Below are 23,363 nucleotides of genomic sequence, written 5' to 3' on the forward strand. Positions count from 1 at the left end.
TTCCTATTCGTCGCTTGCCGCTATTATCGGGCTGGCGTATTTCATTTTTCCGGCGTTGCCATGGTGTGCCACGTATCCTGCAAAGCCAGCCTTGACTGGCGATAGGCCGGAAAGGCTTCTTCATAGATCGCGGATAGTTCCACATCGATGGGTTCAGGCGTACGCTGGGAGGGCGTTACCCAATCCTTCACGCAGTCGGCCATGGAGCCATAGATTCCTAGAGAAACAGCTGCGATCATGGCTGTGCCAGCTGCTCCAGCCTCTTCACGTTCGCTGGTCTGGATAGAAGCACCCAAGGCACCGCCCAGTATCTTACGCAATGAAGCGCTCCGGGCCGCGCCACCTGTTACTCGGACACGTTCTGGCAAAGGTCCCATAGCGGCATAACAATCGCGGGCGGCGAGTGCCAGGCCGTCAAAAACTGCACGGGCCATATCGCCAAATCCATGGCTGGTTGAAAGCCCGATGAACGAGGCGCGAGCCGTTGCATCAACGAACGGGCCCCGCTCTCCCGCGTCGGAAATATAAGGGTGGTAAATCACCGAAGCCGCCTTGGCTTCAGAAAGCCAAGTGTCCATATGGGCGAGCAGTTCCGGCTTGGATTTTTCCACACCGATGCTTTTGAACAGATTACCCGCAACCGACAATATCCAGTCAATGTTCAGGGTCGCAGCCATGTTGGACTGCATCTGCGCATAGACGCCGGGAATTGGCATGCACATGGTATAGCCCGTCAGATCGCGATTAAGCTCCACATCATCCGGGCTGCTTGCCAGACGCATATGCATACCGGTCGAACCGATAATCGAACAACCTGTGCTTGTCCCGGGTTCGTATAACCCGGCACCAAGTGCGGTGCAGGCGACATCTACATAACCGAGAACGACGGGCGTGCCTTCAAGCAATCCGGTCAGCCGCGCGGCGTCCATGTCCAGCTTGTGATGGGTGGTCGCGCCATCGACGATTTCAGGCAGCAGGTATTTGAGTTTTTCCAACCCGAGAAACTCAATCACACTGTCCGAATAGCTGCGGGTACGGAAATCGCCAAAAGTAAAAACCGCTTCCGATGGATCGGTGGCCCGCTTGCCGGTAAGCTTGAAATAGAGCCAGTCCTTGCAATGAAAGGACGTGGTTGCGCCGGAGTAAAGTTCCGGAGCCTCATCCATCATCCAGCGCAGTTGCGAACCTTGCTGGCATGCAGCCAGACCACTGCCTGTATGGGTGAAGCGGCCAAGATCGCCACGATCTTTACGCAGATTGTCGACCGTATCGCCCGCACGGGCATCAAGCCATAGCCAGCCCTTGCCCACGGCCTCACCATTCCTGTCTATCATCCACGTGCCATCGCCCTGCCCTGTCACGGAGACGGCCACAGTGCGGCCAGCAAGGTTTTCGACTTTTGCGGCGAGATCGATCAGCGTCTTTGCGGTATCCGCCCAGGTACGGGCAAGATCCTGCACGGCCCCTGCCCGCCCAACAGTTTCATAGTTGTTCGGTGTTGAGGCCACGGCAATCTGGCGACCGGACAGGTCAAAAGCCACCGACTTGATGATGGAAGTGCCAGCGTCGATCCCTATGAGGATATCGCGTGTCATCACGCAAGCTCCTGACCATGGCTGACAGCGACGCCGGTTTCGCCATTGAATACATGCAGGCTGGCAGGATCGAGGCGAACGGCAATCGTATCGCCAATAGCCACATCAGTCCGGTCGTGCTCAACCAGAACCAGCGAACCACCCGCAAAATCTGCAGCAATATGCGTCTGATCGCCGAGCCATTGATTGACCGAGACCCGCGCATTGACGCCGCCCTCGCTGCGACGGACCGCATAGGGACGAATGCCGACAACAACCTTTTGATGCTTGTTCAGCTCTGCCCGAACAGCAGGTGAGAAATCGGAGGCCGCATATTCAAGCTTCACGCCCTGATTGAGACCGAAAGCTATTGCACTCTCGCTTGCGGAAACGGTCGCCTCGAAGACGTTCATTGGCGGTTCGCCAACGAATGTACCGGTAAACAGATTGGCCGGACGCTCCTTGATCATCTGCGGCGTGTCGAATTGCTGCAACTGACCGCCTTCCATGACAGCAATGCGATCTGCAAGCGCGTTCGCTTCGGTCTGGTCATGAGTCACCAGGATGGCGGTAAGCCCACGCTCCTTGATGTAGTGCTTGATACGACCACGCAGCACCGCCCGCAATTGCGGCTCAAGCTGCCCCATCGGCTCATCCAGTAAATGCAGGTCGGCATCGCGAATAAGAGCGCGACCTAGCGAAGCGCGCTGCTGCTGCCCACCGGAAATTGAACTCGGGTAGCGGCCGAGAATATCTTCAATCTCCAGAAGCTTGGCGATATAGGCGACTTTTTCCTCGACTACGGATTGTGAGAGCCTGGAGGATTTCAGCGCGAAGGCGATGTTTTCCTTCACCGTCAAAGGCGGATAAAGCGAGTATCCCTCAAAGGCCATGGCGACATTTCGCTTTACCGGCGCGAAGGTTTGCACCTCGCGGCCTTTCAGCGAGATCGTACCGCGCGATACAGCTTCAAAGCCCGCCACCATCCGTAGCGTCGATGTCTTGCCACAGCCGGACGAACCGAGCAGCGCGATGATTTCGCCCTTCTTCACATCCATGCTGACGTTGCGGACCGCGTGGACACCATGGTCGATAGGTCCATAAAACTTGTCGACGTTTTTGATCAACAGAGCAGTGTCACTCATGCTGCTACTCCCTGCTGTGCTGTACCTGCCTTACGGATGAGTGCACCGCTGGCCTTGTCGAAAAGGAACGCGGTCCTGCCATCAATCACGATATGAGCCGGGCCGGATACCGGACCCGGTGTTCCTGCAGGTCGTGAAACCAGCACTTCGCGTTTGCCCACAGTCAGCACCAGCGTGACAGTTTTCTCGTTGAGCGGCGTTTCTGCCTCAACCTCGATGGGAACGGCACCTTTCGCGGTATCCTTGGCGAAACTGATCGATTCGGGTCGAATGCCAATCACGCAAGACTGTCCTGCAACGCTGTCCGGCATGCCCGGCAAAGCAACCCTGACTTTGGAAATCTCGACATAAACGCCTTCAATGTCTTTTTGCGGCGTCACATCAAGCAGGTTGATCGTCGGGTCACCGAACAGGCTGGCGATCCCGATATCCGCCGGTGCGTTATAGATTTCTTCCGGTGTGCCGATCTGGCGGATTTTGCCATTGGCCATAACGGCTATGCGATCACCAAGCGCCATGGCTTCCTTATAGTCCTGCGTCACATAGACGACAGTTGCGCCCTGTGAGGCGAGCAGGCGCGGCAGTTCCAGCCGCATCTCAAAACGTAGCTTGGCATCGACATTGCGCAAGGGATCATCAAGCAGAAGCAGTGGCGGCGAGCCCGCAAGCGCGCGAGCAAGTGCCGTGCGCTGCTTTTGCCCGTTCGACAGCGCTTTGGGATGATGCGACAGCACATGATCAATCTTGAGCAGCTTCGCCACCTTACCCACACCGGACTTTATGGCGTCGGCCGATGACCGCGTGGCTGTCAAAGGGCTGGCGATATTGTCGTGGGCGCTCATATGCGGAAACAGCGCGAAGTTCTGAAACGCCATGCCGATACCGCGATGCTCCGCATCCACATCGGTCATGTCTTCGCCGCCGATGAGGATTTTGCCCTCATCCGGATCGATCACACCGGCGACGAGACGCAGGAGGACGGTCTTTCCAGCCCCGGAAGGGCCAAACAGAACCAGCGTCTCGCCATTTGCAACATCAAGCGACAGATCATCGAGAACCGTATTGGTCTTGTAGCGCTTGACGATATTCCTGAGTTCTAAAGTGGTCATATGATTATCCCTTCACCGCGCCAAGTGACAGGCCTTCAACGAGGTAACGCTGGGCATAAAGAGCGAGCGCCAGCGTCGGCGTGACCGAAAGCACAATGGCCGAGGCGATCTGGCCGTACTGGATACCTGACGAAGTGACGAAAGCGAGCGCACCTACTGTGACCGGCTGCTTGTCAGCCGAGGCAAGCACCAGCGCGAAGACGAAATTGTTCCAGGCAAAGATGAAGGCAAGCAGGCCAGCAGCAGCAATGCCCGGACCAGCAAGCGGCAGAGCGATCTTGCGGAACGTGGCAAACCATGAGTGACCGGCAATGCGATAGGCATATTCGACATCAGCCGAGATATCTTCGAAGTAGCCGCGTACGATCCAGAGGATCAAAGGCAGGCAGATCAGCTGATAGACCCAGATGAGACCGAAATAAGTATCGGACAGGCCAAGCCACTGGAAATACTGCGTCAGCGGTAGCAACACCAGAAGCGGTGGCGCAAAGCGGAACGACAAAAGCGTAAACGCAATGTCTTCCGAGCCACGGAATTTGTGCCGCGCAAAGGCATAAGCGGCAGGCACGCCAAGCACGAGCGACAGTGCAACCGACGTCACGGAAAGGAAGACGGAATTGCCCAGATTGCGCATGAAGGCAATATCAAGCGTACCGGCGGATGTAGTCAGCTTGCCTGTAATCAACGCAGCATAGTTGGAAAGTGTCGGCGTGAAAACGATGGATGGCGGTATCTGCAGGATGGTCTCGTTCGTCTGGAATGACATCAGGAATATCCAGAAGATCGGGAACATGAAGAAGATGACAACCAGCGACAATGCGAGGAAGCGCAGGCTTTTTTCGAGTGTGGATGTGGTTTCCATAATGTGCTCCTCACGCCTCGCCGCGTGCGCGTTCACGCAGCCGTAGCCAGTTCTTGATGAAGATGTTGGACAGCAGATAAGTAATGGCCCAAAGGATGACCATCAGTGCCGCTGACCGCCCGACATTCGTCGACTGGAAGAAGTTCAGGTAAGCCTCGACCTGAAACACCGTAAGTGCATTGCCGGGACCGCCCTGCGTCATCGCATAGATGATGTCGAACTGCTGGATGGAATCGAGCAGGCGGAAAAGCGTTGCGGTGAGGATATAGGGAGTCAGCATCGGCAGTGTGATGCGGAAGAACACAAAGGTGCGTGGCACACCGTCAAGTGCGGCAGCTTCAAAAGGCTGGGTTGGCAGCGAACGCAAACCGGCCAGAAGCAGGATCATGATGAACGGCGTATAGACCCAGATATCGACAAGTACGACCGTCAGAAGAGCCGTATCGGGCGACGATGCCCAGCGGAAATTCTGCAATCCAACCTGATTGGCCAGATAACTGAGAATACCAAAACCCGGGTTGGTCATCAGCTTCCACATCAGTGCAGCAAGCGCCGGCGCTATCATCAGCGGCAGGAGAAGCATGATCGAAATGAAATTATTGACCCGCGAACGCTTCTGCAAAAGCAGGGCAATGCCCAACCCGAGAAGCAGTTCCAATGTCACGGTGATACCGGCATAGAGCAACGATATCTTCAGTGTGTTCCAGAAACCCGGGTCATTGAACAGGAAGTTATAATAATTCTCGCCCCAGTTGAACTGGCGGCTCCATGGCTGACTCAGCCGGTAGCGCTGAAATGAGTAGATGACTGCGGTTACAAACGGAATGAGAATGCCGATGCAGACGAGCAATGCGGGCAAGCTCAGGACATAGGGCAGCATCTTTCTGCTGATCCTGAACCTTGAAGCCGGCTTTCGGGGAATGGATGGGGAAGCCAATTTAAGCTCCTTATCGTTTAATGAAACACGCATGCCGCGCACTGGAATACCCGGCGCTCGCAGCGCCGGGTATCGACAGAAATGGATCAGCCGAGGCCAGCTTCCTTGAGCTGACGATCAATGCTCTGGGCAAGCTGGTCCAGCCCCTCATCGATCGGCACTTCCTTGGCAACCATCTTCTGCAATGTCGAAGCCCATTCAGTCGTTACGTCGAAGAACAGCGGCTGCGGTGTGAACTTGATGCTTGCACCGGCAGCCGAGGCATCGAACATTTCGACATAGCCCGGATATTTCTTGTTCAGCTTTTCGCGGAACATTTCGTCCTTCCAGATCGACTGGCGAACCGGATCAACAAAGTCCATTTTGGTTGCACCGAACAGAGCGTGTTCCGGTCCGGAAGCCCACTGCAGGAAGTACCAGGTAGCATCCTTGTCCTTCGAGAAGTTGGACATGGCCAGTGACCAGATCCAGATATTCGGTGTTGAGGCCTTGGCTTCCGGATTGGCGGTAAAGGCGGCATAGGAGAGTTTCCCGGCCATCTTGTTGTCGCCGCCATTCATGAAGTACCCGAGGCAATCGGCATCGAAGATCATGGCTGAAGCACCGGCTCCAAGATCGGTACCGACCTGATACCAGGTATAGGTAGACCAATCCTTCGGACCGCTTTCCTGAATCATCTGCACCCACTTGGTATGGTATGCCTTTGATTCAGCCGTATTCATTGCTGCCGAAAGCTTGCCGTCAGCAGAAACATTCAGATCTTTCTGATTGAAGTTGGCATAGCCGGACAGGAAGCCCGGATGGATCGTAGCCCACGAGCGGGAGCCACGTACGCCGATACCGTAAATGCCGCCAATATCCTTCTGGAGCTTGGCAGATGTCGCGATCATTTCATCAATGTTGCCGGGAACCTGAACACCGGCCTTGTCGAACATTTCACGGTTATAGGTAATGTTGTTCTGCTCGAATGCCCATGGAATACACCATTGCTTGGCGTCTTCCGAACCGAGCGCGCCGCCGGGAATGCCGTTCCATGCGCAGGAGTTCTTCACGCCCGGCAGGAAGTCGTTCCAGGCATAATTCGGGTTAGTCTTTTCCGGATCGTTGATCCATTCTTTCAGGTCGGTGATCCAGCCTGCAGGACCATAGGTCCAGGTCATATATGCGCCGGTCATGAACGCATCATATTCGGTCGAACCAGATGACAGGGCCGCAGTCACCTTGTCAAAATAAACGTCTTCGGGAAACACGTCATACTTGACGTCAATACCTGTCAAATCCTTGAAATTCTGCAGATTGGCGATCATCGCATCGGCGTAGGGATGCTTGTTCAAGAGCAGCTTCAAAGACTTGCCGGAATGTTTCTTCCAGTCAAAATCAGCTGCCTGTGCGTTGGTCGACATCATATTCATCAGGGTGCCGGCAGTCGCTGCCGTAATACCCATCGTTCCGAGACCTTTCAACAGGCCGCGACGATCAACTGATCCGCGCAGGAAAGCGCTGATAAGGTCTTTTTCCTTGTCATGCATTGGTCTTCTCCTCCTTTATCGGGTATTATGAACCGGATACCCCACCGGTATTTCTCCCAGAATGCGGCCTCCCCGCACCCACCTGCCATTGCTGTCAGGTATTGCTAGCGGCAAGCTGCCGCGCTGTTTTTTCGTCTGTAATCAACCCGTTCAGGCACCGGCTTTCGAGCACCGCGCGGATTGCCCGGACTTTCATGGTGCCACCCGCCACCGCGATCATTCGCTGGTTCTTCAAATCCTCACGACTCAAGGTAAAGGTGCGATCCGACAGCGTCGTCTGGATCGCCTGTCCGGCATCGTCAAAGAAATGCCCAAGCAGCTCGCCGGCTCCCCCTGCCTTCTTGATATCCTCGATCTCGACCTTTTCGATCATGCCCGTGGAAACCAGCGAAGCTTCACGCTCCGCCGTACCAATACTCACAAGGGAAAGGTTGGCGCTTTTGGCCATGTTGAATATCTCGCGCACGCCACGCTGACTGAAGAGCACATCCATATCCTCGACCGTATTGGCGAAGAACGGAACCGGCATGACATAGGCTTCAGCGCCGATACGCTCGGCAAGCCTATGGATCACGTCATGAGGGTTGGCGGAAAACTTGCGGGTCAAACCGCCAAGCAGAGAAACGAAACGTACATTGTTGCTGGCTATGCGAGGCAGATAATCAACACAGGCTGCCAGTGTCCGGCCATGCCCCATGCCAATGAGCAATTCTCCGTCACGCTCAATCTCACGCTTCAGAAACTGTGCTCCGGCGATGCCGAGCGCCTTCAACGGTAATTCTTCCGGATCGAAATCAGGCACGACCTCGCAATAATCAAGGCCGTAGCGGGTAGACAGTGCCTGTTCCAGCTCCACGCATTCCGAAATTTCACCATCGATATAGACCTTCACCAGCCCATCCTGATTGGCCTTCATGATGAGTCGGTGGGCTTTGAGGGATGTCAGGCCAAGGCGCTTGGCAACTTCGGATTGGGTGAGACCGCCTGCGTAATGCAACCAGGCAGCGCGTGCTGCCATGCTGGACTCTTCCTCGCGAAGAGAACTGCCGTTCGCCATTGCCTTGTCTCCACCCTGCATGCGTTTTTTGATATTTTTATCTCTTATTGAAAATAATTTCACGTACTGAAAAATTTGTCAAGCAAGACCGGGATGCTTTCAATGCTCCTGGCGGGTGATCCTGCGCGATGGCTTTTCGGTAAATACGTGCTGCTTGCCAAAAGTCATGACAATTCACATGCTTGCCGCAATGCAGCAAACCACCAGGCGGCATGTCCGATTGTGAAATCTTTTTGAGGAAAAGTTGGCATATGCCCGCGAAAGTGGCGGGTGGCGTCACATTTAAAATGAATTGCCTAAAGTTGGCGGTGAACTCAGTTCCAAGGCCTGACTATGGTTTGACGCAATCGAGAATGCTTGTTCGGCAAACAGGCGTTTTCTGACGCTCACCCGGATTGTTCAGCCAAGAATCGTAGGCAAGGCGGAACTCTACATCTTTGTATTGATAGACCTTGGCTTGCTTCCCGCTCCTGCTGGCGGCCAAAGCTTGAGGTGTGACCACCAAATGCAAGGCCAGCAATTTGAATACCCACGGCTTGGTGCCCCGATCTTTCTCGAAGACCTGAACGTGATAGAATGGATCGCCGGTCTGCGGGCTGTTGTAAATGGCGGCCCAACGCACTTTGTGCGGGGTCACCGACAGGACAAGGTTTTTATCCTGTTCAGCCGCAAAGGCTGTACTGCCCATCCAGAGAAGCAACAGACCGGCACAAGCTCTCAGGCATATCGTCATGCTGCTCATCCCATATCAGACGTGGTGAGGTATTACTCCCACTCAATGGTGCCTGGCGGCTTTGACGTGACGTCGTAGACAACGCGGTTGATGCCCTTAACTTCATTGATGATACGGGTCGCGGCCTGACCAAGGAAGTTCATATCGTAATGATAGAAGTCTGCTGTCATGCCATCAACTGATGTCACCGCACGCAATGCGCAGACGAATTCGTAAGTCCGGCCATCGCCCATGACGCCAACAGTCTGAACAGGCAGAAGAACTGCGAATGCCTGCCAGATGACATCGTAAAGCCCGGCCTTACGGATTTCATCGAGATATACGGCATCGGCTTCACGCAGGATTTCCAGCTTCTCGCGGGTGATGCCGCCCGGGCAACGGATTGCAAGACCCGGACCCGGGAACGGGTGACGGCCGATGAAATGATCCGGCAAACCTAACTCCTTGCCGAGCACGCGCACTTCATCTTTGAAGAGTTCGCGCAATGGCTCGACCAGCTGCATGTTCATGCGTTCTGGAAGACCACCGACATTGTGGTGCGATTTGATTGTCACCGACGGACCGCCAGTGAAAGAAACGCTTTCGATCACATCCGGATAGAGCGTGCCCTGGGCCAAGAAATCTGCCCCGCCGAGCTTTTTGGCTTCTTCTTCAAAGACTTCGATGAAAAGCCTGCCAATTGTCTTGCGCTTCTTTTCCGGATCACTTTCGCCCTCAAGCGCGCCAATGAAACGGTCCTGAGCATTTACGAGAATGAGCGGCAGATTGTAGTGCTCGCGGAACATCGCGACCACATCAGCTGCCTCGTTCTTGCGCATCAGACCATGATCAACCAATATACATGTGAGCTGGTCGCCAACGGCTTCGTGGATGAGCAAAGCTGCAACGGAAGAATCGACCCCGCCTGAAAGCGCGCAGATGACCTTCTTGTCACCGACCTGTTTACGGATGAGATCGACGGCCTTTTCGCGATAGGCGGACATGGACCAATCGCTCTCGATACCGGCAATATTATGCACGAAATTCTGGAGCAGCTTGGCACCATCCGGCGTGTGCACTACTTCGGGGTGAAACTGTACCGCATAGTATTTTCTGGCTTCGTCAGCGATGGCAGCAAAGGGTGCGCCAGTCGATGTACCAACAACCTTGAAGCCTTCCGGTATGGAAACAACGCGGTCGCCATGGCTCATCCAGACCTGATGACGCGTGCCCTTGGCCCAGATGCCGTCAAACAGTGCGCACTCTTCCTGAATATCAAGGAACGCACGGCCAAACTCGCGATGATGGCCACTCTCTACCTTGCCCCCGAGCTGGGCGCACATGGTCTGCTCACCATAGCAAATGCCGAGCACCGGAACATTGGCGTCGAAGACATCCTGCGGTGCTCGCGGACTGCCGATATCGACTGTCGAATGCGGGCTGCCTGACAGGATGACAGCCTTCGGCTTGATGCGATGAAACGCTTCCTGCGCTGATTGGAAAGGAACGATCTCGGAATAGACACCGGCTTCGCGAACGCGACGCGCAATCAGCTGCGTTACCTGGCTGCCGAAATCGACGATGAGGACTGTATCGGGATGAGTGGGTGTGTTCATGGCGGGCCTTTAAAGCAAATGTCGAGTCGGCGCAATGGGTTGCCGGAACCTACTGACAAACTGATTCCGATTGTTAACAGAGCGGGTGAAGAGATTGTGGCAAACTGTTAGCGCACGGAACGTTCAAGGGTCGCAACCACCCATTTGTTCAAGCTTACACCGGCGCGTCGAGCAGCACTTGAAATAGCCTTATGCAGAATGGGCTCCGTGCGGACAACAAATTGCCCTGAAAATGGCTTCTCTGGTTCTTCGCCGCGCTGCTTGCAAAACTCGAGATAGTCCTCGACAGATTCTGCAAATGCCTTCTTCAACGTTGCTGCTGATGCACCCTGAAAAGTAATCACATCACGCAGATTGACAATCTCACCGTGGAATAAATCGGCATCCTCGTCGAATTCAATGACTGCTTCATATCCCTTATAGTGCATGGTCGTCATGGCTTTATATCCGCCTCCTGTAGAAAACGCCGGACTGACTTTACGGCGCCTTTATCTGTTTCCTTTTGCGGATGCGGGCGATGAAACACAGCGCGCACATTGTTGAGTGCCACACGCACGCGGGACCCACTTCCCTCACTGATCTCGGCACCACACGCCAGACACAATGCTTCGATATCTCGCCAAACAATTCCTGCAAGAACAGGGTCGGCGAAGATTGCTGCAAGCGTTTCCGCATGCCTCTTGTTGAGCTTCATATAATAGTATCACTTTTCAGTATCAATAAAATAGTGTGTTATTGGAAAATTCAGATTGAAATTGTCCCGTCTTCGATTGCCCCTGCCATGGTTTCGACGGCGACGGCCAGCTTTTCGTCGATAATATGCAGATACTCGGTCCAATCGCCCAGATGCTGAAGTTCCTCTGCACCATCGGAAATACCGCGCAGGCCAATCAACGGGAGATTAAAGCGGTGGCAGGCGCGCAATATGGAAAAGGTTTCCATTTCGACCATATCTGCATCAACAAGATCGTAGGCTTTGCCGGAAACGATATTGGCCCCGCTGGAAAGCGTCGCTTCCTTGATGCCGGGAATGCGATAATCAAGAGGCAGCTTTACCGGCAGATCAAGAAATGGCGTAGCGCCCTTGGTGAAGCCGAGCGGCGACGCATCCATATCCCGATAGGATACGCTGGTCGCCTGATAGATTTCGGTCTGCTCGAGAATGCGTGAACCTGCCGAACCGAGCGATACCACCAGATCAGGCAAGGCGGACATTGCGCCAAGATGCGCCAGAACGGATGAGACGCTTACCGCGGACTCCACGGGGCCTACCCCGGTAATCAGCGGCGTAAAAAGCCGTTGCAGATGGTGGCCATATTCAGCAGTTGCGGCCATGGCAAACAGTACGCGTTTTCCGGCGATAGGGGTCACATAATCAAACATTTCAACCTGCTGGGTTCAGCCAATAAAGCGATGCGTTGAGCAGGGTCGCGAAGGCTACCCATGCCAGATAGGGAAGGAAAAGTATTGCCGATGTGCGGTCAGCGTTCCAGCTGACTTTGATGAAGCCAATTATTGAGACAAGCAGCATCACAATCACGATGAGGGCAAGGCCCATCTGGTGGAATCCGAAGAAGCTTGGCGACCAAAGGAAATTGAGTGCCAGTTGCGCCCACCAGCACTGCTGTGAGGATGTCAGGTCACGGTCCCACACGCGCCAGCCCGCCAGAGCTATGAGGACGTAGAGAATTGTCCAGGTAGGTGCGAAAATCCAGTTTGGCGGATTGAAAGACGGCTTGATGAGGCTGGCGTACCATTCCCCCGGCAGGGTTATATAGCCGATCGCAAGTCCACCACCGACGACCAAAACCAAGAACAGCAAAAGCACCATGGAGCGGGACATAGGAACCATCCTGTGAATGACTGCCGCTGGTTGTAGCCTTATTTTTCCCGCCTGAGAACCGAAATGAAGAAACCATCTGTCGACGTTGAAAACGGCGAAAGGATTGCCGTGCCGTCTTTGAACAATGGCTTCAGTTCCGCATCTTCCGACACCGACTGTACCCAGATAGGCTCACTGTCCACCACGGTATATTCCGCGTTTTCAGCCAGAAAGGCGGAGACCTGATGACCATTCTCAGGCGCGAAAAGCGAACAGGTTATATAGACCAGACGCCCTCCCGGTTTCACATAAGCCTTGGCAGCCTCCAGCACCTGGCGCTGTTCCACTTCGCGGCGCTCCAGCTGCTGTTCGCTCAATCGCCATTTTGCGTCCGGCCTACGCCGCCATGTCCCTGATCCGGTGCAGGGAGCATCGACGAGAACCAGATCCATCTGCCCTTCAAACTGGGCAAGATCGCCTATATTGGCATGCGCCTGCGCATTGCGCACCCCTGCCCGCTTGAGGCGATCGAAAATCGGTGCCAATCGCGCCCGTTCGGCATCATAAGCGTGAATTTGGCCCTTATTGTTCATCTCTGCCGCAAGTGCGAGGGTCTTGCCACCGGCTCCGGCACAGTAATCCAGCACCTGCTCGCCCGGTTTGGCGTTGCTGAGCTTGGCTGCAATCTGCGAGCCAAGATCCTGCACTTCGAACAATCCGCGCTGGAACGCCGGTTCAGCCTGAACATTCGGATGACGGCCCATAGCGCGCAATGGTGGAACACGAATAGCCGTTTCCAGCAAAGGTGCAGGGTTTGCTCCAGCACGGGCCAGTTCCTTGAGCACTTTTTCGCGGTCCGCCTTCAAAGTATTCACGCGCAGATCGACGGGCGGGCGGTCGCTCAATGCTGCGGCTTCTTCAACCCATTTATCGCCGAAGATTGCCTGAAAATGCGGAACACACCATTCGGGCACGTCCGCGCGGATATGGTCGGGTGCAGCGCTCAGATCGCGCGATTCCCAGATAGTCAGCCGATCAGCATCAAGTGGCTCCGGGGCAAACTTATCGCCTTCGAGTGCGGCGTTGATGTCGGCAATGTTCAATTCCGCATCGGAAAGCAGAACGCCAAAGGCAATATGGCGCGCCGCATCACTGTCCATACGCCAACCAAGCGACAGTTTCCGGCGTAATGCATCATAGACTATATTGCCAATGACAGCACGATCCCCCGCTCCGGCAAAACGATGCGACAGTCCCCAATCCTTCAAGGCATCCGAGGCTGGACGCTTGCGGTTTTCAATATCTTCGAGAACTTCGATTGCCGCCTGCAGGCGTCCGCCAAGTCGCATAGGAATTCCTTGTATGCCTTAGAGCTCTTCTACTCTTTCACTGTCGCATACATGGCTGCAGCAATAAAAGAAAGCCGGGGCTTTCACCCCGGCTTGCTAATGTTACGAAGGGAGCGTGCCTATTCGGCAGCGACTTCCTTTTCCTCATTGGAGATTGCATTGGCCTCATAGCCATGCGCTTCCTTCAGAGCCGCACGAATTCCTGCCTCGTAATCTGCATGAACACGTCCGAAATGCACCAGCTGACGCTCGATGATTTCGCCCGGAACGCCGCCCATTGCCGCGGCAATGTTGGAGAAAAGGCGTGAGCGCTGACCGGCATCGAACAGATTGAACAGGGCGGTCACCTGAACATAATCATCATTACCGATGCGATGGTTGAAGCGATCGGCATCGCCTGTCAGCTTGAGCGGCGGCTCCTTCGCCGACGGCTGTTCGACGGCACCGGAGAAGCTGTTCGGCTCATAATACGCATCGACATTGCCTGTCTTCTGCCCGAAGAAATTCATCTGGCCATCCTTGTGGTAATGATGGACAGGGCATTTGGGCTGGTTGACGAGAAGCGCTTCATAATGCGTTCCAAGACGATAGCGATGGGCATCCGCATAGGAGAACACACGCGCCTGCAGCATCTTGTCGGGTGAATGACCGATGCCCGGAACAACATTGGAGGGCGAGAACGCCGCCTGTTCAATTTCCGCGAAGTAGTTATCGGCGTTGCGGTTCAATTCCATGACGCCGATCTCGATTGGCGGAAATTCACCGTGCGGCCAGACCTTGGTCAAATCGAACGGGTTATACGAAGTCCGTGTCGCCTGCTCTTCCGTCATGATCTGGACCTGTACTGTCCATTTCGGGAATTCGCCGCGCTCAATGCCGCCGAACAGCTCTTCCTGATAGGTTTCGCGTGACTTGCCAATGAGGGTTTCAGCCTCTGCATTGGTGTAGAACTTGTGACCCTGCTGGGTCTTGAAGTGGAACTTGACCCAGAAACGCTCACCCGCATCGTTCCAGAAGGAATAGGTGTGCGAGCCATAGCCATTCATATACATCGGAGCGACCGGCAGACCGCGATCCGACATGAGAATCGTTACCTGATGAAGGCTTTCCGGCGAAAGCGACCAGAAATCCCACATGGCAGTAGCTGAGCGCATATTTGTTCGCGGGTGGCGCTTCTGTGTGTGAATGAAGTCAGGGAACTTCAGCGGATCACGAACGAAGAAGACCGGTGTGTTATTGCCGACGAGATCCCAATTGCCTTCGCTTGTATAGAACTTCAATGCGAAACCGCGCACATCGCGTTCGGCATCTGCTGCACCGAGTTCACCGGCAACTGTCGAGAAGCGCAGAAGCAATGGTGTTTCAGTGCCAGGCTGCAGTGCCTTCGCCTTGGTATATTGCGAAATATCGCCGGTGATCTTGAGAGTGCCGAATGCACCCCAACCCTTGGCATGGACCACGCGCTCAGGAATGCGCTCGCGATTCTGGTGCGCAAGCTTTTCCAGCAGCTGATAATCATCCAGCAAAACCGGGCCGCGTTCGCCTGCCGTTCTTGAGTTCTGATTGTCTGATACCGGTGCACCGGCAGTCGTCGTCAATATTGGACGGTCAGCCATGGGGCTTCTCCCTTCATTGTTTCGAGCTCTGAAATGGCAGGCGCAGCACTTTGGCTGGCCTCTGCCCTTAGAATAGAACTATTCCAATCATAGTTTCCAATTGTATTTAGAATTATTATTGATAGGATTTACCTATCATGTTTTCAGTCCGGCAAATGCGCTATTTCGATATCCTCGCGACCACGTTGCATTTTCGCAAAGCAGCGGAGGTGGCGCGTATTTCCCAGCCCGCACTTTCGGCCCAGATCGCGGAAATGGAGACCCGGCTTGGAGTAACATTGTTCGAGCGTACGCGGCGCTCGGTTGTGCTGACGGATATGGGGCGGAGGTTGCTTCCGCGTATTCAAAGCATTCTGGACGAGATTCGCGCATTGGAAGACCTTGCTTCCGAAAAGCGCGGCATCCTGCGTGGCCGCCTGCGTCTTGGCATCATTCCAACCATAGCACCCTACCTGCTGCCTATGCTCATTCCCGATCTGCACCGGCAATATCCTGACCTGACCATAGAGCTGCGCGAAGCAGTGACCTCCAAACTGGTGGAAGATTTGCGGCTTGGCGATCTCGACGCGCTGATTGCTGCCCTGCCGATCGACGGGGATGGCACTGCATCCCTGCCACTCTTCCGCGACCGCTTCCTTATTGCCACATCCAGCAACGACACGGATATACTTTCATCGCCCATGACACAGGAGAATGTTGCGGTGGAACGATTGCTGCTGCTTGAGGAAGGCCACTGCCTTCGTGATCAGGCACTGGCAGTTTGTACTACCGTCAAACAAAGGCAGCTTGTCAATTACGGCGCAACCAGTCTGGCAACGCTGCTGCAAATGGTCAGCCACGGCATGGGCCTGACGCTGATTCCGGAAATTGCCGTGCGTACCGAAGCAAGCCGGAACAATGTGCGGATCATATCTTTTGCCGACCCTGAACCCGCGCGTGAGATCGGGTTGATCTGGCGTAAGCAGAGCAAGCGCCGTGATGACTTTCAAGCCCTTGCGGCCGCAATCAAGGATTGCAGCCGCCGTTTGATGATTTCCAAGAAAGAATTGTCCGAGCTTGCCGCTTAAACGGCAGGCGGCAGCAGGAGATGCATTGCCAGCATGATCCAGAGAATGCCGTTGAGAATGAAGCCCAGTGTAAAGATCGGCTGGCGATAACGCAGACGATTGGATGTAACGTGGATAAGTGTATGAGCAAGGCGCGCACCCACGAAGAACCAGGCAATGATCACAGCAACATACGATACGCCGTTTACTGCATAGAGCGACAGGCAAACCACGTAGAACAACATGGGCACTTCATACAGATTGTTCAGGTTGCGGATAGTCGTGATGCTGATTTCCGGTTCATTTGTTGGAATGACAAACTCCTGAATCTTGGCTTGTCCGCTCGTCACAGCCCGCCTGCGCCGAAGAAAGAGCAACAGATAAACGCAATAGATCAAGAAGGTCAGCGCAATCATCGGCCAGAAAATTTGAGTTTGTGACATGGTGTTCTCCTGCTGTCCGTCTATACGCCCTTTTCAGGCATGCGGATCATTTGTAACCCCGATATGGATTTCATTTCCTTAATCAGGTGCTCAATGAATATCTTGGTCTTGCGGGGAAGAAATCTCCTGCTTGCATAGACGACGTGAATATCCATCGGCGCATAGGCATATTCCGGCATAACACGAATGAGTTTGCCATTATCTATCAGGGATTGAACCAGCGGAAGTTGTACTGCACCAATGCCGAGCCCAGCACATAATGCATCATTAAGCACGAAAGCATTGTTGGCGAGGAAAATCGACCTGATGGGAGCATGGACAGACCCATCCGGCCCGATCAATGGAATGACCTCTCCCCCCGGCGACCATATGAAACGCACATAGCCATGGTGGATGAGTTCACCCGGGTTTGCAGGACTGCCATGAGCGGCAAGATAGTCTGGCGAAGCGACCAGAATACGCTCGAATGATCCGAGCTTACGCGCAACGAGGTCAGATGAGTGCATGGTCCCAAACCGGATAGCGACATCAACATTGTCCGCGATCAGATCAGCAATGCGGTCGTCCAGCACCAATTCTGTTCTCAAGTCCAGATGCTGCCGTTGGAAGTCGACGACCATGGCAGCCAGATGCATCTGGCCAAACCCGACAGGTGCCTGAATGCGCAAACTCCCCTTTAGAACGGTAGAATAGTCGCCAGCGCTTTCTTCCGCCTCATCCACCGCCTGCAATATTTCCTGCGCGTGGCGGTAGTAAATTTCACCACCTTCGCTCAACACAAGTTGCCGCGTCGAGCGATTGAACAACCGGACATTCAGATGCCGCTCAAGCGCAGCAATCTGCTGGCTGACCGCAGGTTGTGTCAGACCGAGCTCCCGTGCAGCGGCTGACAATGTGCCAAGGTCCGCCACCCGCACAAAAGTTTTCATCGCCGACAAGCGATCCATAAACCAACCTCAAAGTTTCTCTTATAAATCCTATCACATTGGGCCATCTACGCAAAGGTAAGCGAATAAGCGATATCCGTTTCCGAAGAACGGAGTTTTCAAAATGAGATCGAACAAAAAGGCTGTAGTGGTTGGTGCCAATGGCATTATTGGCGGCAATCTGATTGCGCATCTGGTGGAGCTTGGAGATTGGGATATTGTCGGATTATCCCGCAGCGGCGGTTATTCGAAAGGCAGGCTCAAACATATTGTCGTTGATCTGCTTGATGCGGCAGACGCCAAAGCGAAGCTAGCGAGTCTGACTGATGTGACGCACATATTTTATGCGGCGTATCAGGATCGCCCAAGCTGGGCGGAACTTGTCGCGCCAAATCTGGCAATGCTGGTCAATGTTGTGAACGCCATAGAGCCCATTGCTCCGAACCTCGAACATATCAGCCTGATGCAAGGCTATAAGGTTTATGGCGCACATCTTGGTCCGTTCAAGACACCGGCGCGCGAGACTGACGCCAATCACATGCCACCGGAATTCAATATTGATCAGCAGGATTTTCTCGAGGCTCTGCAAAAGGGCAAGGCATGGACCTGGTCTGCCTTGCGGCCTTCAGTCGTCATAGGATTTGCCTTGGGCAATCCTATGAATCTTGCATCGGTCATTGCGGTCTATGCGTCAATGTCAAAGGAACTTGGAATTCCGTTGCGGTTTCCGGGAAAGCCGGGCGCTTACAATAGCCTGCTGGAAATGACAGACGCGGGACTATTGGCACGTGCAACTATCTTCATCGCCACCAATCCGCAATGCGGCAATCAAGCTTTCAACATCAACAATGGCGATCTTTTCCGCTGGAGTGAGCTATGGCCCAAGATCGCAGAATATTTCCGGCTGGATGTTGCGCCACCCCTGCCTATGTCGCTCAATGTGATCATGGCTGACAAGGAAAAACTATGGGACAGGATGGTCAAGAAGCACAGCTTGCTGCCAACGCCATATTCCGACGTTTCAGCATGGGGCTTTGGCGATTTCGTCTTCGGCTGGGACTATGATTTTTTTGCCGATGGCACGAAGCTGCGGCGTGCCGGTTTTCACGACTATATCGATACGGAAGCGATGTTTCTGCGTGTCTTCGATGATCTGAAGACACGCAAGATTATTCCCTAGGCGGCGTCTTCTGCCGCCTTTGCCACGGCAGCACGCTTGCGCCTTGCTGTCAGGTTTTGAGCCACGACAGGAGCGGCCTCTTCACCTTTTTGCACGTGAACGGTCGGGACCGGCAATTCGATGTTATTTTCCTTGAACGCCTTGCGCACGGCGATGAAAAATTTGCGTTTCATCGCAAAGGCTCCGCCCGGTTTTGTCGTCATCTTCATGCGTATGACTATGCCGTACTCCCCAAACTCCTGAATACCCTGCATTTTGATCGGCTCGATTACCCAAGGGGCAAATTCAGGATCTGCCGCAAGTTCGGCACCCACGCGCTTGATTAGTTTGCGGGCCGCTTCAAGGTCCGTATCAAAGCCAACCGTGATGTTGAACTTGTCCATGGTCCAGTCGCGGCTCTGGTTTTGTACAGCACCCAATTCGCCAAAGGGAATGGTGAAAACCGGACCACGATGGTGACGAAGTTTGATGGAACGAAGGCTGAAGCTTTCTACCGTACCCATATACTTGCCGCTGCTAATATATTCGCCAATACGGAAAGCATCGTCGAGCAGATAGAAAACGCCGGAAATCACATCTTTTACTACGGTCTGTGCACCGAAACCGATAGCCACACCCACCACACCTGCGCCTGCAATCAATGGGCCAATCTGAATGCCAATCGATGAAAGTATCATCAGGATTGCCATGATCAACAGCGAAGCGAACAGAATGTTGGAGATGATGGGCAGCAAGGTGCGCAAGCGCGCCTGTTGCGGATCGATCTCCGCATGCTCATCCTGCGCTGTATGATGGTGGACACCGAGCTTGCGCTCGATCAACGCTTTTATGATGCTCCAGCCAAAGTCTGCGGCCAGAGCAATAACCAGCGTATTGACGAGGCCGCGAACGATCAGCGACGTCGTCGGATTTTGCATATTCTGTACACTGGACATGCCGACGCCCCACATGCGGGCAGTGATGTAAATCGCAAGAACAATCAGCGCTACACGAATACCGCGATCTACCACGGCCAACGTAACGGCGGGAACAGTTGCGCCACCTGTTTCTGCTGTGCCCGGACGCAATATGAAATGGACCGCCTTGTGCGCGATGATTACGAGCAGCGGGATAACGAATGCCAGCGCAACAATCGAGAAAAGCACCCATGCACCTGTCAGCTGCAACAACCATAGGCCTATGAAATAGACTGTCATCAACCAGGTTGCGGCTACATGACTTACCAGTTGCTTTTTACCCTCCACGACAGAGCTGCGTGGACGGCGCCATATAGCGACTAACCCCAAGCACAGCAGAACAAAACTTGCTGGTATCGCCAGCGCGACAATGCCATCAGCGGTCAGGCCCAAGAGTGGAAGCAGCGAGAATGTTGCATCCACGAAAAGAAACCAGCCCCCTATAATGACAAGCCAGCGGCTCCAGTGATCGGCTGTTTCATTGGAAATGGGCAGCGCGCGAACCTCCTCAGCATGTGCGACATTCATTCTGGAGGTGATCAGCCCCGCTTTGCAGAACATGTTCACCGCCCATGTACCAGTAGCGGCAGTCAGATAGGCCAGCACGATTTCCCGCAGCAGCGGCGGCCACTCAAAGATCATGAAGGCGCCGGTACTACCAAGACTGAATGAAAGGATCATTAGAAAGGAGTACAGAAAGCGAGCGCTTATTTTCTTGGCGCGACCTTGCGGTGTGTCTTTTGACAGGCTGATCAGCCATCTGCGATATCGAACGGTCAACCGGAAGACCAGTTTCTGCAATGCAAAGCCGGCTGCGATGAAAATTGCCACCAGCATAAACACGCCCAGAAGACCGCGATCACTCAGTTCCGACATAACCGTCGATCGGGCCTGCATGAATTGACGGGGCAGATCGGGTATGGTTCTGGCAGTCCGCTCGATGTGGAGCTTCACATTGTCCAAAGACGACGACACCATGGATTTTGCCATGGGATTTGTTTCCGGCGACTGGGTATCGGCAGAGGCAGGCGCATCCGGCTTGGCCAGTTCCTTTTCAAGCCATGTTTTAACTTCCGGGTCAGACAGCAACTGGATAAATTGATCAATTTTTGCCGGTGCAGGAGGCGCTTCGGCGGGCGCTGTCTGAGCAAGGACATGGGATGTCATCAAAAGCAGAGCAGCAAAAATGCCGATCAGTGTTTTCAGCAATGAAGAATGAAATGCGGTCATGGGCTGCCATCAGGGAAAAGAGTGACACGCCTGCCTGGATTGGTTGTGGCCGCCCCCGGCAGTATTATTGATTTATCTAGCACAATCCGGAATGTCTTGTCTGTTACCAAAGACGGGTTTGACACACTCAACTATAGGGATCGCCCTGCCTTCGCGGCGCATCGTAATTGAGGAAAAACTCGTCCAGTTGTGGTGGCGGAACTTTTGTCCCTGCCAGCATGGCGTGAGCCTGTCCGCGATGGTGGATCTGATGCACGAAAAGATGCGACAGCAAGTTGCGAATAGACTCGCGTGACGTATCACCTGTTCCCCAGCTTATTGAAACGATGCGATCAAGGTTTGCCGGACCCAAGCCATCGCAAAAGGCGATGAGCGTGTCATCAAACTCCTGCTGCGCTTTTTTAAGATCAGATGCATCCGGAAAGGGGACATCACCTTCCAACCCTGTATTCGCACGTCCGACACCAATCATGTCGGCCATATAGATATGGTCGACAATCAGGTTGTGATTAAGCGTCAATTGTATTGAGGGGAAAAAACTCGTGCGCTCTTGGGCGAATTCGGCAGGTGTGAGCTGCTCGCAGGCAATCAGCAATCTGTGGTTTGACCAAGCGCTGTTGCGCGCCATGGCCGAGAAGTGGTCGCGGAGGGCGGTGTCAGACATCGCCCTCTCCTGCTGTGTTTTTAGTTGCCGCCCGGATAGTTCGGGCTTTCGCGGGTGATGGTAACATCATGAGTGTGGCTCTCGCGCAGACCAGCATTGGTGATGCGCACGAATGTAGCCTTTTCCCGGAATTCTTCCAGATTTTTCGCGCCGACATAACCCATGGAAGCGCGCAGACCGCCAGCCAATTGGTGCAGGACACCAGAAACCGGGCCCTTATAGGCAACCTGACCCTCAATACCTTCCGGTACGAGCTTCAGCTCATCTCGTACTTCCGCCTGGAAATAACGATCTGCCGAGCCGCGTGCCATGGCGCCGACCGAACCCATGCCGCGATAGGCTTTGAACGAGCGGCCCTGATAGAGATAAACTTCGCCGGGGCTTTCTTCCGTACCCGCGAGAGCGGAACCCGCCATTGCAGCGGAAGCGCCAGCTGCGAGCGCCTTGGCGAAGTCACCCGAATATTTGATACCGCCATCCGCGATAACCGGAATGTTGGACTTATGGGCGGCTTCAACAGCAGACATGATAGCGGAAAGCTGTGGTACGCCAACGCCAGCAACAATACGCGTTGTGCAGATTGAGCCCGGTCCAATACCTACCTTAACCGCATCGGCGCCCGCATCGATCAGCGCCTGCGTTCCAGCAGCAGTGGCAACATTACCGGCGATGATACGCACGGCATTTGACATCTTCTTGGCGCGGGTAACCGCATCAAGCACACGTTGTGAATGGCCGTGGGCCGTATCGATGACGAGAATATCGACACCTGCCGCAATCAAGCGTTCTGCACGCTCGAAACCATCCTCGCCAACGCTGGACGCAGCCGCAACGCGTAGACGGCCCTGCGCATCCTTGGCCGCGTTCGGGTTGAGCTGTGACTTTTCCATATCCTTGACGGTGATCAGGCCAACGCAATGGCCCTTATTGTCAACGACCAGCAGTTTCTCAATGCGATGCTGATGCAGCAAACGCTTTGCTTCTTCGTGCTGTACGTTGTTTTCGCGAACCGTAATGAGGTTTTCGCGGGTCATAAGTTCATAGATTTTCTGTGCAGGGTCGGAAGCAAAACGCACATCGCGGTTGGTGAGAATACCAACAAGACGTCCGGGCTTGCGGCTGCCCTCACCCGCATTTTCAACAACAGGAATTCCGGAAATGCCATGGGCACGCATCAGCGCCTGTGCATCGGCCAGAGTTGCATCGGGTCCGATGGTAACGGGATTGACCACCATGCCCGACTCGAATTTCTTGACCTGCCGGACCTCTTCGGCCTGTAGTTCAGGAGTCAAATTACGATGGATCACGCCCATACCGCCAGCCTGTGCCATGGCAATGGCAAGGCGCGATTCGGTGACTGTATCCATGGCTGCGGAGAGCAGAGGCAGGTTCAGTTCGATATCGGCGGCAATACGTGTGCGGATATCTGTCTGGCCGGGCATGACTTCCGAATGACCCGGTTGCAGCAGGACATCGTCAAATGTCAGTGCCAGTGCGCCTGTTGCGGATTCAACGATTTTTGCCATTACCAATTCCTAACATACGGCTAATACGACTAAAGGACGCGCCACGTGGAGTGGAGCGTCGATC

Annotated in this window: 22 protein-coding genes; 2 read left to right on the forward strand and 20 right to left on the reverse strand. The window is 54.3% G+C overall.

Annotated elements, in window-relative coordinates; all coding sequences use genetic code 11:
* Positions 1 to 41: 41 nt before the first annotated feature.
* The 15 genes from PMI41_RS12765 to katA all read right to left on the reverse strand — a co-directional run bounded on the left by PMI41_RS12765 (position 42) and on the right by katA (position 15,328).
* Complete coding sequence (locus PMI41_RS12765; RefSeq protein ID WP_008125371.1) at positions 42 to 1,595, reverse strand: FGGY-family carbohydrate kinase; 1,554 nt, start codon at positions 1,593 to 1,595, stop codon at positions 42 to 44.
* Positions 1,595 to 2,719, reverse strand: coding sequence for an ABC transporter ATP-binding protein (locus tag PMI41_RS12770; RefSeq protein ID WP_008125373.1), 1,125 nt, complete (start codon positions 2,717 to 2,719; stop codon positions 1,595 to 1,597). The genes PMI41_RS12765 and PMI41_RS12770 overlap by 1 nt, the downstream gene beginning before the upstream one ends.
* The gene (locus tag PMI41_RS12775) at positions 2,716 to 3,828 is read right to left on the reverse strand and encodes an ABC transporter ATP-binding protein (RefSeq protein ID WP_008125375.1); all 1,113 of its coding nucleotides are present in this window, start codon (positions 3,826 to 3,828) and stop codon (positions 2,716 to 2,718) included. Before PMI41_RS12775 ends, PMI41_RS12770 begins: the two co-directional genes overlap by 4 nt.
* 4 nt (positions 3,829 to 3,832) lie before the next feature.
* Positions 3,833 to 4,690, reverse strand: coding sequence for a carbohydrate ABC transporter permease (locus PMI41_RS12780; RefSeq protein WP_008125376.1), 858 nt, complete (start codon positions 4,688 to 4,690; stop codon positions 3,833 to 3,835).
* Between the two features lie 10 nt (positions 4,691 to 4,700).
* A complete protein-coding gene (locus PMI41_RS12785) occupies positions 4,701 to 5,570 on the reverse strand; it encodes a sugar ABC transporter permease (RefSeq protein WP_008125377.1) in 870 nt (289 codons plus the stop codon).
* Positions 5,571 to 5,713: 143 nt separating this feature from the next.
* On the reverse strand, positions 5,714 to 7,156 hold the full coding sequence (locus PMI41_RS12790; protein ID WP_008125378.1) for an extracellular solute-binding protein: 1,443 nt from the start codon (positions 7,154 to 7,156) through the stop codon (positions 5,714 to 5,716).
* 94 nt (positions 7,157 to 7,250) lie between these two features.
* Complete coding sequence (locus tag PMI41_RS12795; RefSeq protein WP_008125379.1) at positions 7,251 to 8,213, reverse strand: sugar-binding transcriptional regulator; 963 nt, start codon at positions 8,211 to 8,213, stop codon at positions 7,251 to 7,253.
* A 331-nt stretch (positions 8,214 to 8,544) separates the two neighbouring features.
* Positions 8,545 to 8,946: a DUF5086 family protein gene (locus tag PMI41_RS12800; protein WP_008125380.1), complete on the reverse strand. Its 402-nt coding sequence runs from the start codon at positions 8,944 to 8,946 to the stop codon at positions 8,545 to 8,547.
* Between the two features lie 32 nt (positions 8,947 to 8,978).
* The gene (gene guaA, locus PMI41_RS12805; protein WP_008125381.1) at positions 8,979 to 10,541 is read right to left on the reverse strand and encodes a glutamine-hydrolyzing GMP synthase; all 1,563 of its coding nucleotides are present in this window, start codon (positions 10,539 to 10,541) and stop codon (positions 8,979 to 8,981) included.
* A 107-nt stretch (positions 10,542 to 10,648) separates the two neighbouring features.
* On the reverse strand, positions 10,649 to 10,978 hold the full coding sequence (locus PMI41_RS12810; protein WP_008125383.1) for a type II toxin-antitoxin system HicB family antitoxin: 330 nt from the start codon (positions 10,976 to 10,978) through the stop codon (positions 10,649 to 10,651).
* Entirely contained in the window at positions 10,975 to 11,235 is a 261-nt protein-coding gene (locus PMI41_RS12815) for a type II toxin-antitoxin system HicA family toxin (RefSeq protein WP_008125386.1), read from the reverse strand. The genes PMI41_RS12810 and PMI41_RS12815 overlap by 4 nt, the downstream gene beginning before the upstream one ends.
* A 50-nt stretch (positions 11,236 to 11,285) precedes the next feature.
* Positions 11,286 to 11,924: a 5'-methylthioadenosine/S-adenosylhomocysteine nucleosidase gene (locus PMI41_RS12820; protein ID WP_008125388.1), complete on the reverse strand. Its 639-nt coding sequence runs from the start codon at positions 11,922 to 11,924 to the stop codon at positions 11,286 to 11,288.
* 1 nt (position 11,925) lies between these two features.
* Positions 11,926 to 12,384: a TspO/MBR family protein gene (locus tag PMI41_RS12825; RefSeq protein WP_008125390.1), complete on the reverse strand. Its 459-nt coding sequence runs from the start codon at positions 12,382 to 12,384 to the stop codon at positions 11,926 to 11,928.
* A 38-nt stretch (positions 12,385 to 12,422) separates the two neighbouring features.
* Complete coding sequence (locus PMI41_RS12830; protein WP_008125392.1) at positions 12,423 to 13,712, reverse strand: RsmB/NOP family class I SAM-dependent RNA methyltransferase; 1,290 nt, start codon at positions 13,710 to 13,712, stop codon at positions 12,423 to 12,425.
* Positions 13,713 to 13,831: 119 nt separating this feature from the next.
* Positions 13,832 to 15,328 carry a catalase KatA gene (katA, locus tag PMI41_RS12835; RefSeq protein ID WP_008125395.1) on the reverse strand — a complete coding sequence of 499 codons (1,497 nt, stop codon included), beginning with the start codon at positions 15,326 to 15,328 and terminating at the stop codon, positions 13,832 to 13,834.
* A gap of 137 nt (positions 15,329 to 15,465) precedes the next feature.
* Between katA and PMI41_RS12840 the strand changes: the two genes are divergently transcribed.
* Positions 15,466 to 16,395 carry a hydrogen peroxide-inducible genes activator gene (locus PMI41_RS12840; protein WP_008125397.1) on the forward strand — a complete coding sequence of 310 codons (930 nt, stop codon included), beginning with the start codon at positions 15,466 to 15,468 and terminating at the stop codon, positions 16,393 to 16,395.
* Here the strand turns inward: PMI41_RS12840 and PMI41_RS12845 are convergent.
* Positions 16,392 to 16,817 carry an MAPEG family protein gene (locus PMI41_RS12845; protein ID WP_008125398.1) on the reverse strand — a complete coding sequence of 142 codons (426 nt, stop codon included), beginning with the start codon at positions 16,815 to 16,817 and terminating at the stop codon, positions 16,392 to 16,394. The two genes, PMI41_RS12840 and PMI41_RS12845, sit on opposite strands and share 4 nt — an antisense overlap.
* 20 nt (positions 16,818 to 16,837) lie before the next feature.
* Positions 16,838 to 17,764 (reverse strand): LysR family transcriptional regulator, encoded by a 927-nt coding sequence (locus tag PMI41_RS12850; protein WP_008125400.1) that lies wholly within the window; start codon positions 17,762 to 17,764, stop codon positions 16,838 to 16,840.
* A 103-nt stretch (positions 17,765 to 17,867) separates the two neighbouring features.
* On the opposite strand from PMI41_RS12850, the gene PMI41_RS12855 reads away from it, so the two are divergent.
* Entirely contained in the window at positions 17,868 to 18,923 is a 1,056-nt protein-coding gene (locus PMI41_RS12855; RefSeq protein WP_008125403.1) for an SDR family oxidoreductase, read from the forward strand.
* Here PMI41_RS12855 and PMI41_RS12860 read toward each other — a convergent pair.
* From PMI41_RS12860 to guaB, 3 genes are all read right to left on the reverse strand, one after another.
* Positions 18,920 to 21,109, reverse strand: coding sequence for a mechanosensitive ion channel family protein (locus PMI41_RS12860; RefSeq protein ID WP_008125405.1), 2,190 nt, complete (start codon positions 21,107 to 21,109; stop codon positions 18,920 to 18,922). The two genes, PMI41_RS12855 and PMI41_RS12860, sit on opposite strands and share 4 nt — an antisense overlap.
* Positions 21,110 to 21,236: 127 nt before the next feature.
* Positions 21,237 to 21,773 (reverse strand): DinB family protein, encoded by a 537-nt coding sequence (locus tag PMI41_RS12865; RefSeq protein ID WP_008125407.1) that lies wholly within the window; start codon positions 21,771 to 21,773, stop codon positions 21,237 to 21,239.
* A gap of 20 nt (positions 21,774 to 21,793) precedes the next feature.
* Positions 21,794 to 23,299, reverse strand: a complete 1,506-nt coding sequence (gene guaB / locus PMI41_RS12870; protein ID WP_008125409.1) for an IMP dehydrogenase — start codon at positions 23,297 to 23,299, stop codon at positions 21,794 to 21,796.
* Positions 23,300 to 23,363: the final 64 nt, after the last annotated feature.

It is taken from the genome of Phyllobacterium sp. YR531, from assembly GCF_000282595.1.
Taxonomy (GTDB): Bacteria; Pseudomonadota; Alphaproteobacteria; order Rhizobiales; family Rhizobiaceae; genus Phyllobacterium.

Bases quoted from the DNA above. Each gene is read 5' to 3' on its own strand.
- PMI41_RS12765 (WP_008125371.1), bottom strand. From the start codon at position 1,595: ATGACACGCGATATCCTCATAGGGATCGACGCTGGCACTTCCATCATC.
- PMI41_RS12770 (WP_008125373.1), bottom strand. From the start codon at position 2,719: ATGAGTGACACTGCTCTGTTGATCAAAAACGTCGACAAGTTTTATGGA.
- PMI41_RS12775 (WP_008125375.1), bottom strand. From the start codon at position 3,828: ATGACCACTTTAGAACTCAGGAATATCGTCAAGCGCTACAAGACCAAT.
- PMI41_RS12780 (WP_008125376.1), bottom strand. From the start codon at position 4,690: ATGGAAACCACATCCACACTCGAAAAAAGCCTGCGCTTCCTCGCATTG.
- PMI41_RS12785 (WP_008125377.1), bottom strand. From the start codon at position 5,570: ATGCTGCCCTATGTCCTGAGCTTGCCCGCATTGCTCGTCTGCATCGGC.
- PMI41_RS12790 (WP_008125378.1), bottom strand. From the start codon at position 7,156: ATGCATGACAAGGAAAAAGACCTTATCAGCGCTTTCCTGCGCGGATCA.
- PMI41_RS12795 (WP_008125379.1), bottom strand. From the start codon at position 8,213: ATGGCGAACGGCAGTTCTCTTCGCGAGGAAGAGTCCAGCATGGCAGCA.
- PMI41_RS12800 (WP_008125380.1), bottom strand. From the start codon at position 8,946: ATGACGATATGCCTGAGAGCTTGTGCCGGTCTGTTGCTTCTCTGGATG.
- guaA (WP_008125381.1), bottom strand. From the start codon at position 10,541: ATGAACACACCCACTCATCCCGATACAGTCCTCATCGTCGATTTCGGC.
- PMI41_RS12810 (WP_008125383.1), bottom strand. From the start codon at position 10,978: ATGACGACCATGCACTATAAGGGATATGAAGCAGTCATTGAATTCGAC.
- PMI41_RS12815 (WP_008125386.1), bottom strand. From the start codon at position 11,235: ATGAAGCTCAACAAGAGGCATGCGGAAACGCTTGCAGCAATCTTCGCC.
- PMI41_RS12820 (WP_008125388.1), bottom strand. From the start codon at position 11,924: ATGTTTGATTATGTGACCCCTATCGCCGGAAAACGCGTACTGTTTGCC.
- PMI41_RS12825 (WP_008125390.1), bottom strand. From the start codon at position 12,384: ATGTCCCGCTCCATGGTGCTTTTGCTGTTCTTGGTTTTGGTCGTCGGT.
- PMI41_RS12830 (WP_008125392.1), bottom strand. From the start codon at position 13,712: ATGCGACTTGGCGGACGCCTGCAGGCGGCAATCGAAGTTCTCGAAGAT.
- katA (WP_008125395.1), bottom strand. From the start codon at position 15,328: ATGGCTGACCGTCCAATATTGACGACGACTGCCGGTGCACCGGTATCA.
- PMI41_RS12840 (WP_008125397.1), top strand. From the start codon at position 15,466: ATGTTTTCAGTCCGGCAAATGCGCTATTTCGATATCCTCGCGACCACG.
- PMI41_RS12845 (WP_008125398.1), bottom strand. From the start codon at position 16,817: ATGTCACAAACTCAAATTTTCTGGCCGATGATTGCGCTGACCTTCTTG.
- PMI41_RS12850 (WP_008125400.1), bottom strand. From the start codon at position 17,764: ATGGATCGCTTGTCGGCGATGAAAACTTTTGTGCGGGTGGCGGACCTT.
- PMI41_RS12855 (WP_008125403.1), top strand. From the start codon at position 17,868: ATGAGATCGAACAAAAAGGCTGTAGTGGTTGGTGCCAATGGCATTATT.
- PMI41_RS12860 (WP_008125405.1), bottom strand. From the start codon at position 21,109: ATGACCGCATTTCATTCTTCATTGCTGAAAACACTGATCGGCATTTTT.
- PMI41_RS12865 (WP_008125407.1), bottom strand. From the start codon at position 21,773: ATGTCTGACACCGCCCTCCGCGACCACTTCTCGGCCATGGCGCGCAAC.
- guaB (WP_008125409.1), bottom strand. From the start codon at position 23,299: ATGGCAAAAATCGTTGAATCCGCAACAGGCGCACTGGCACTGACATTT.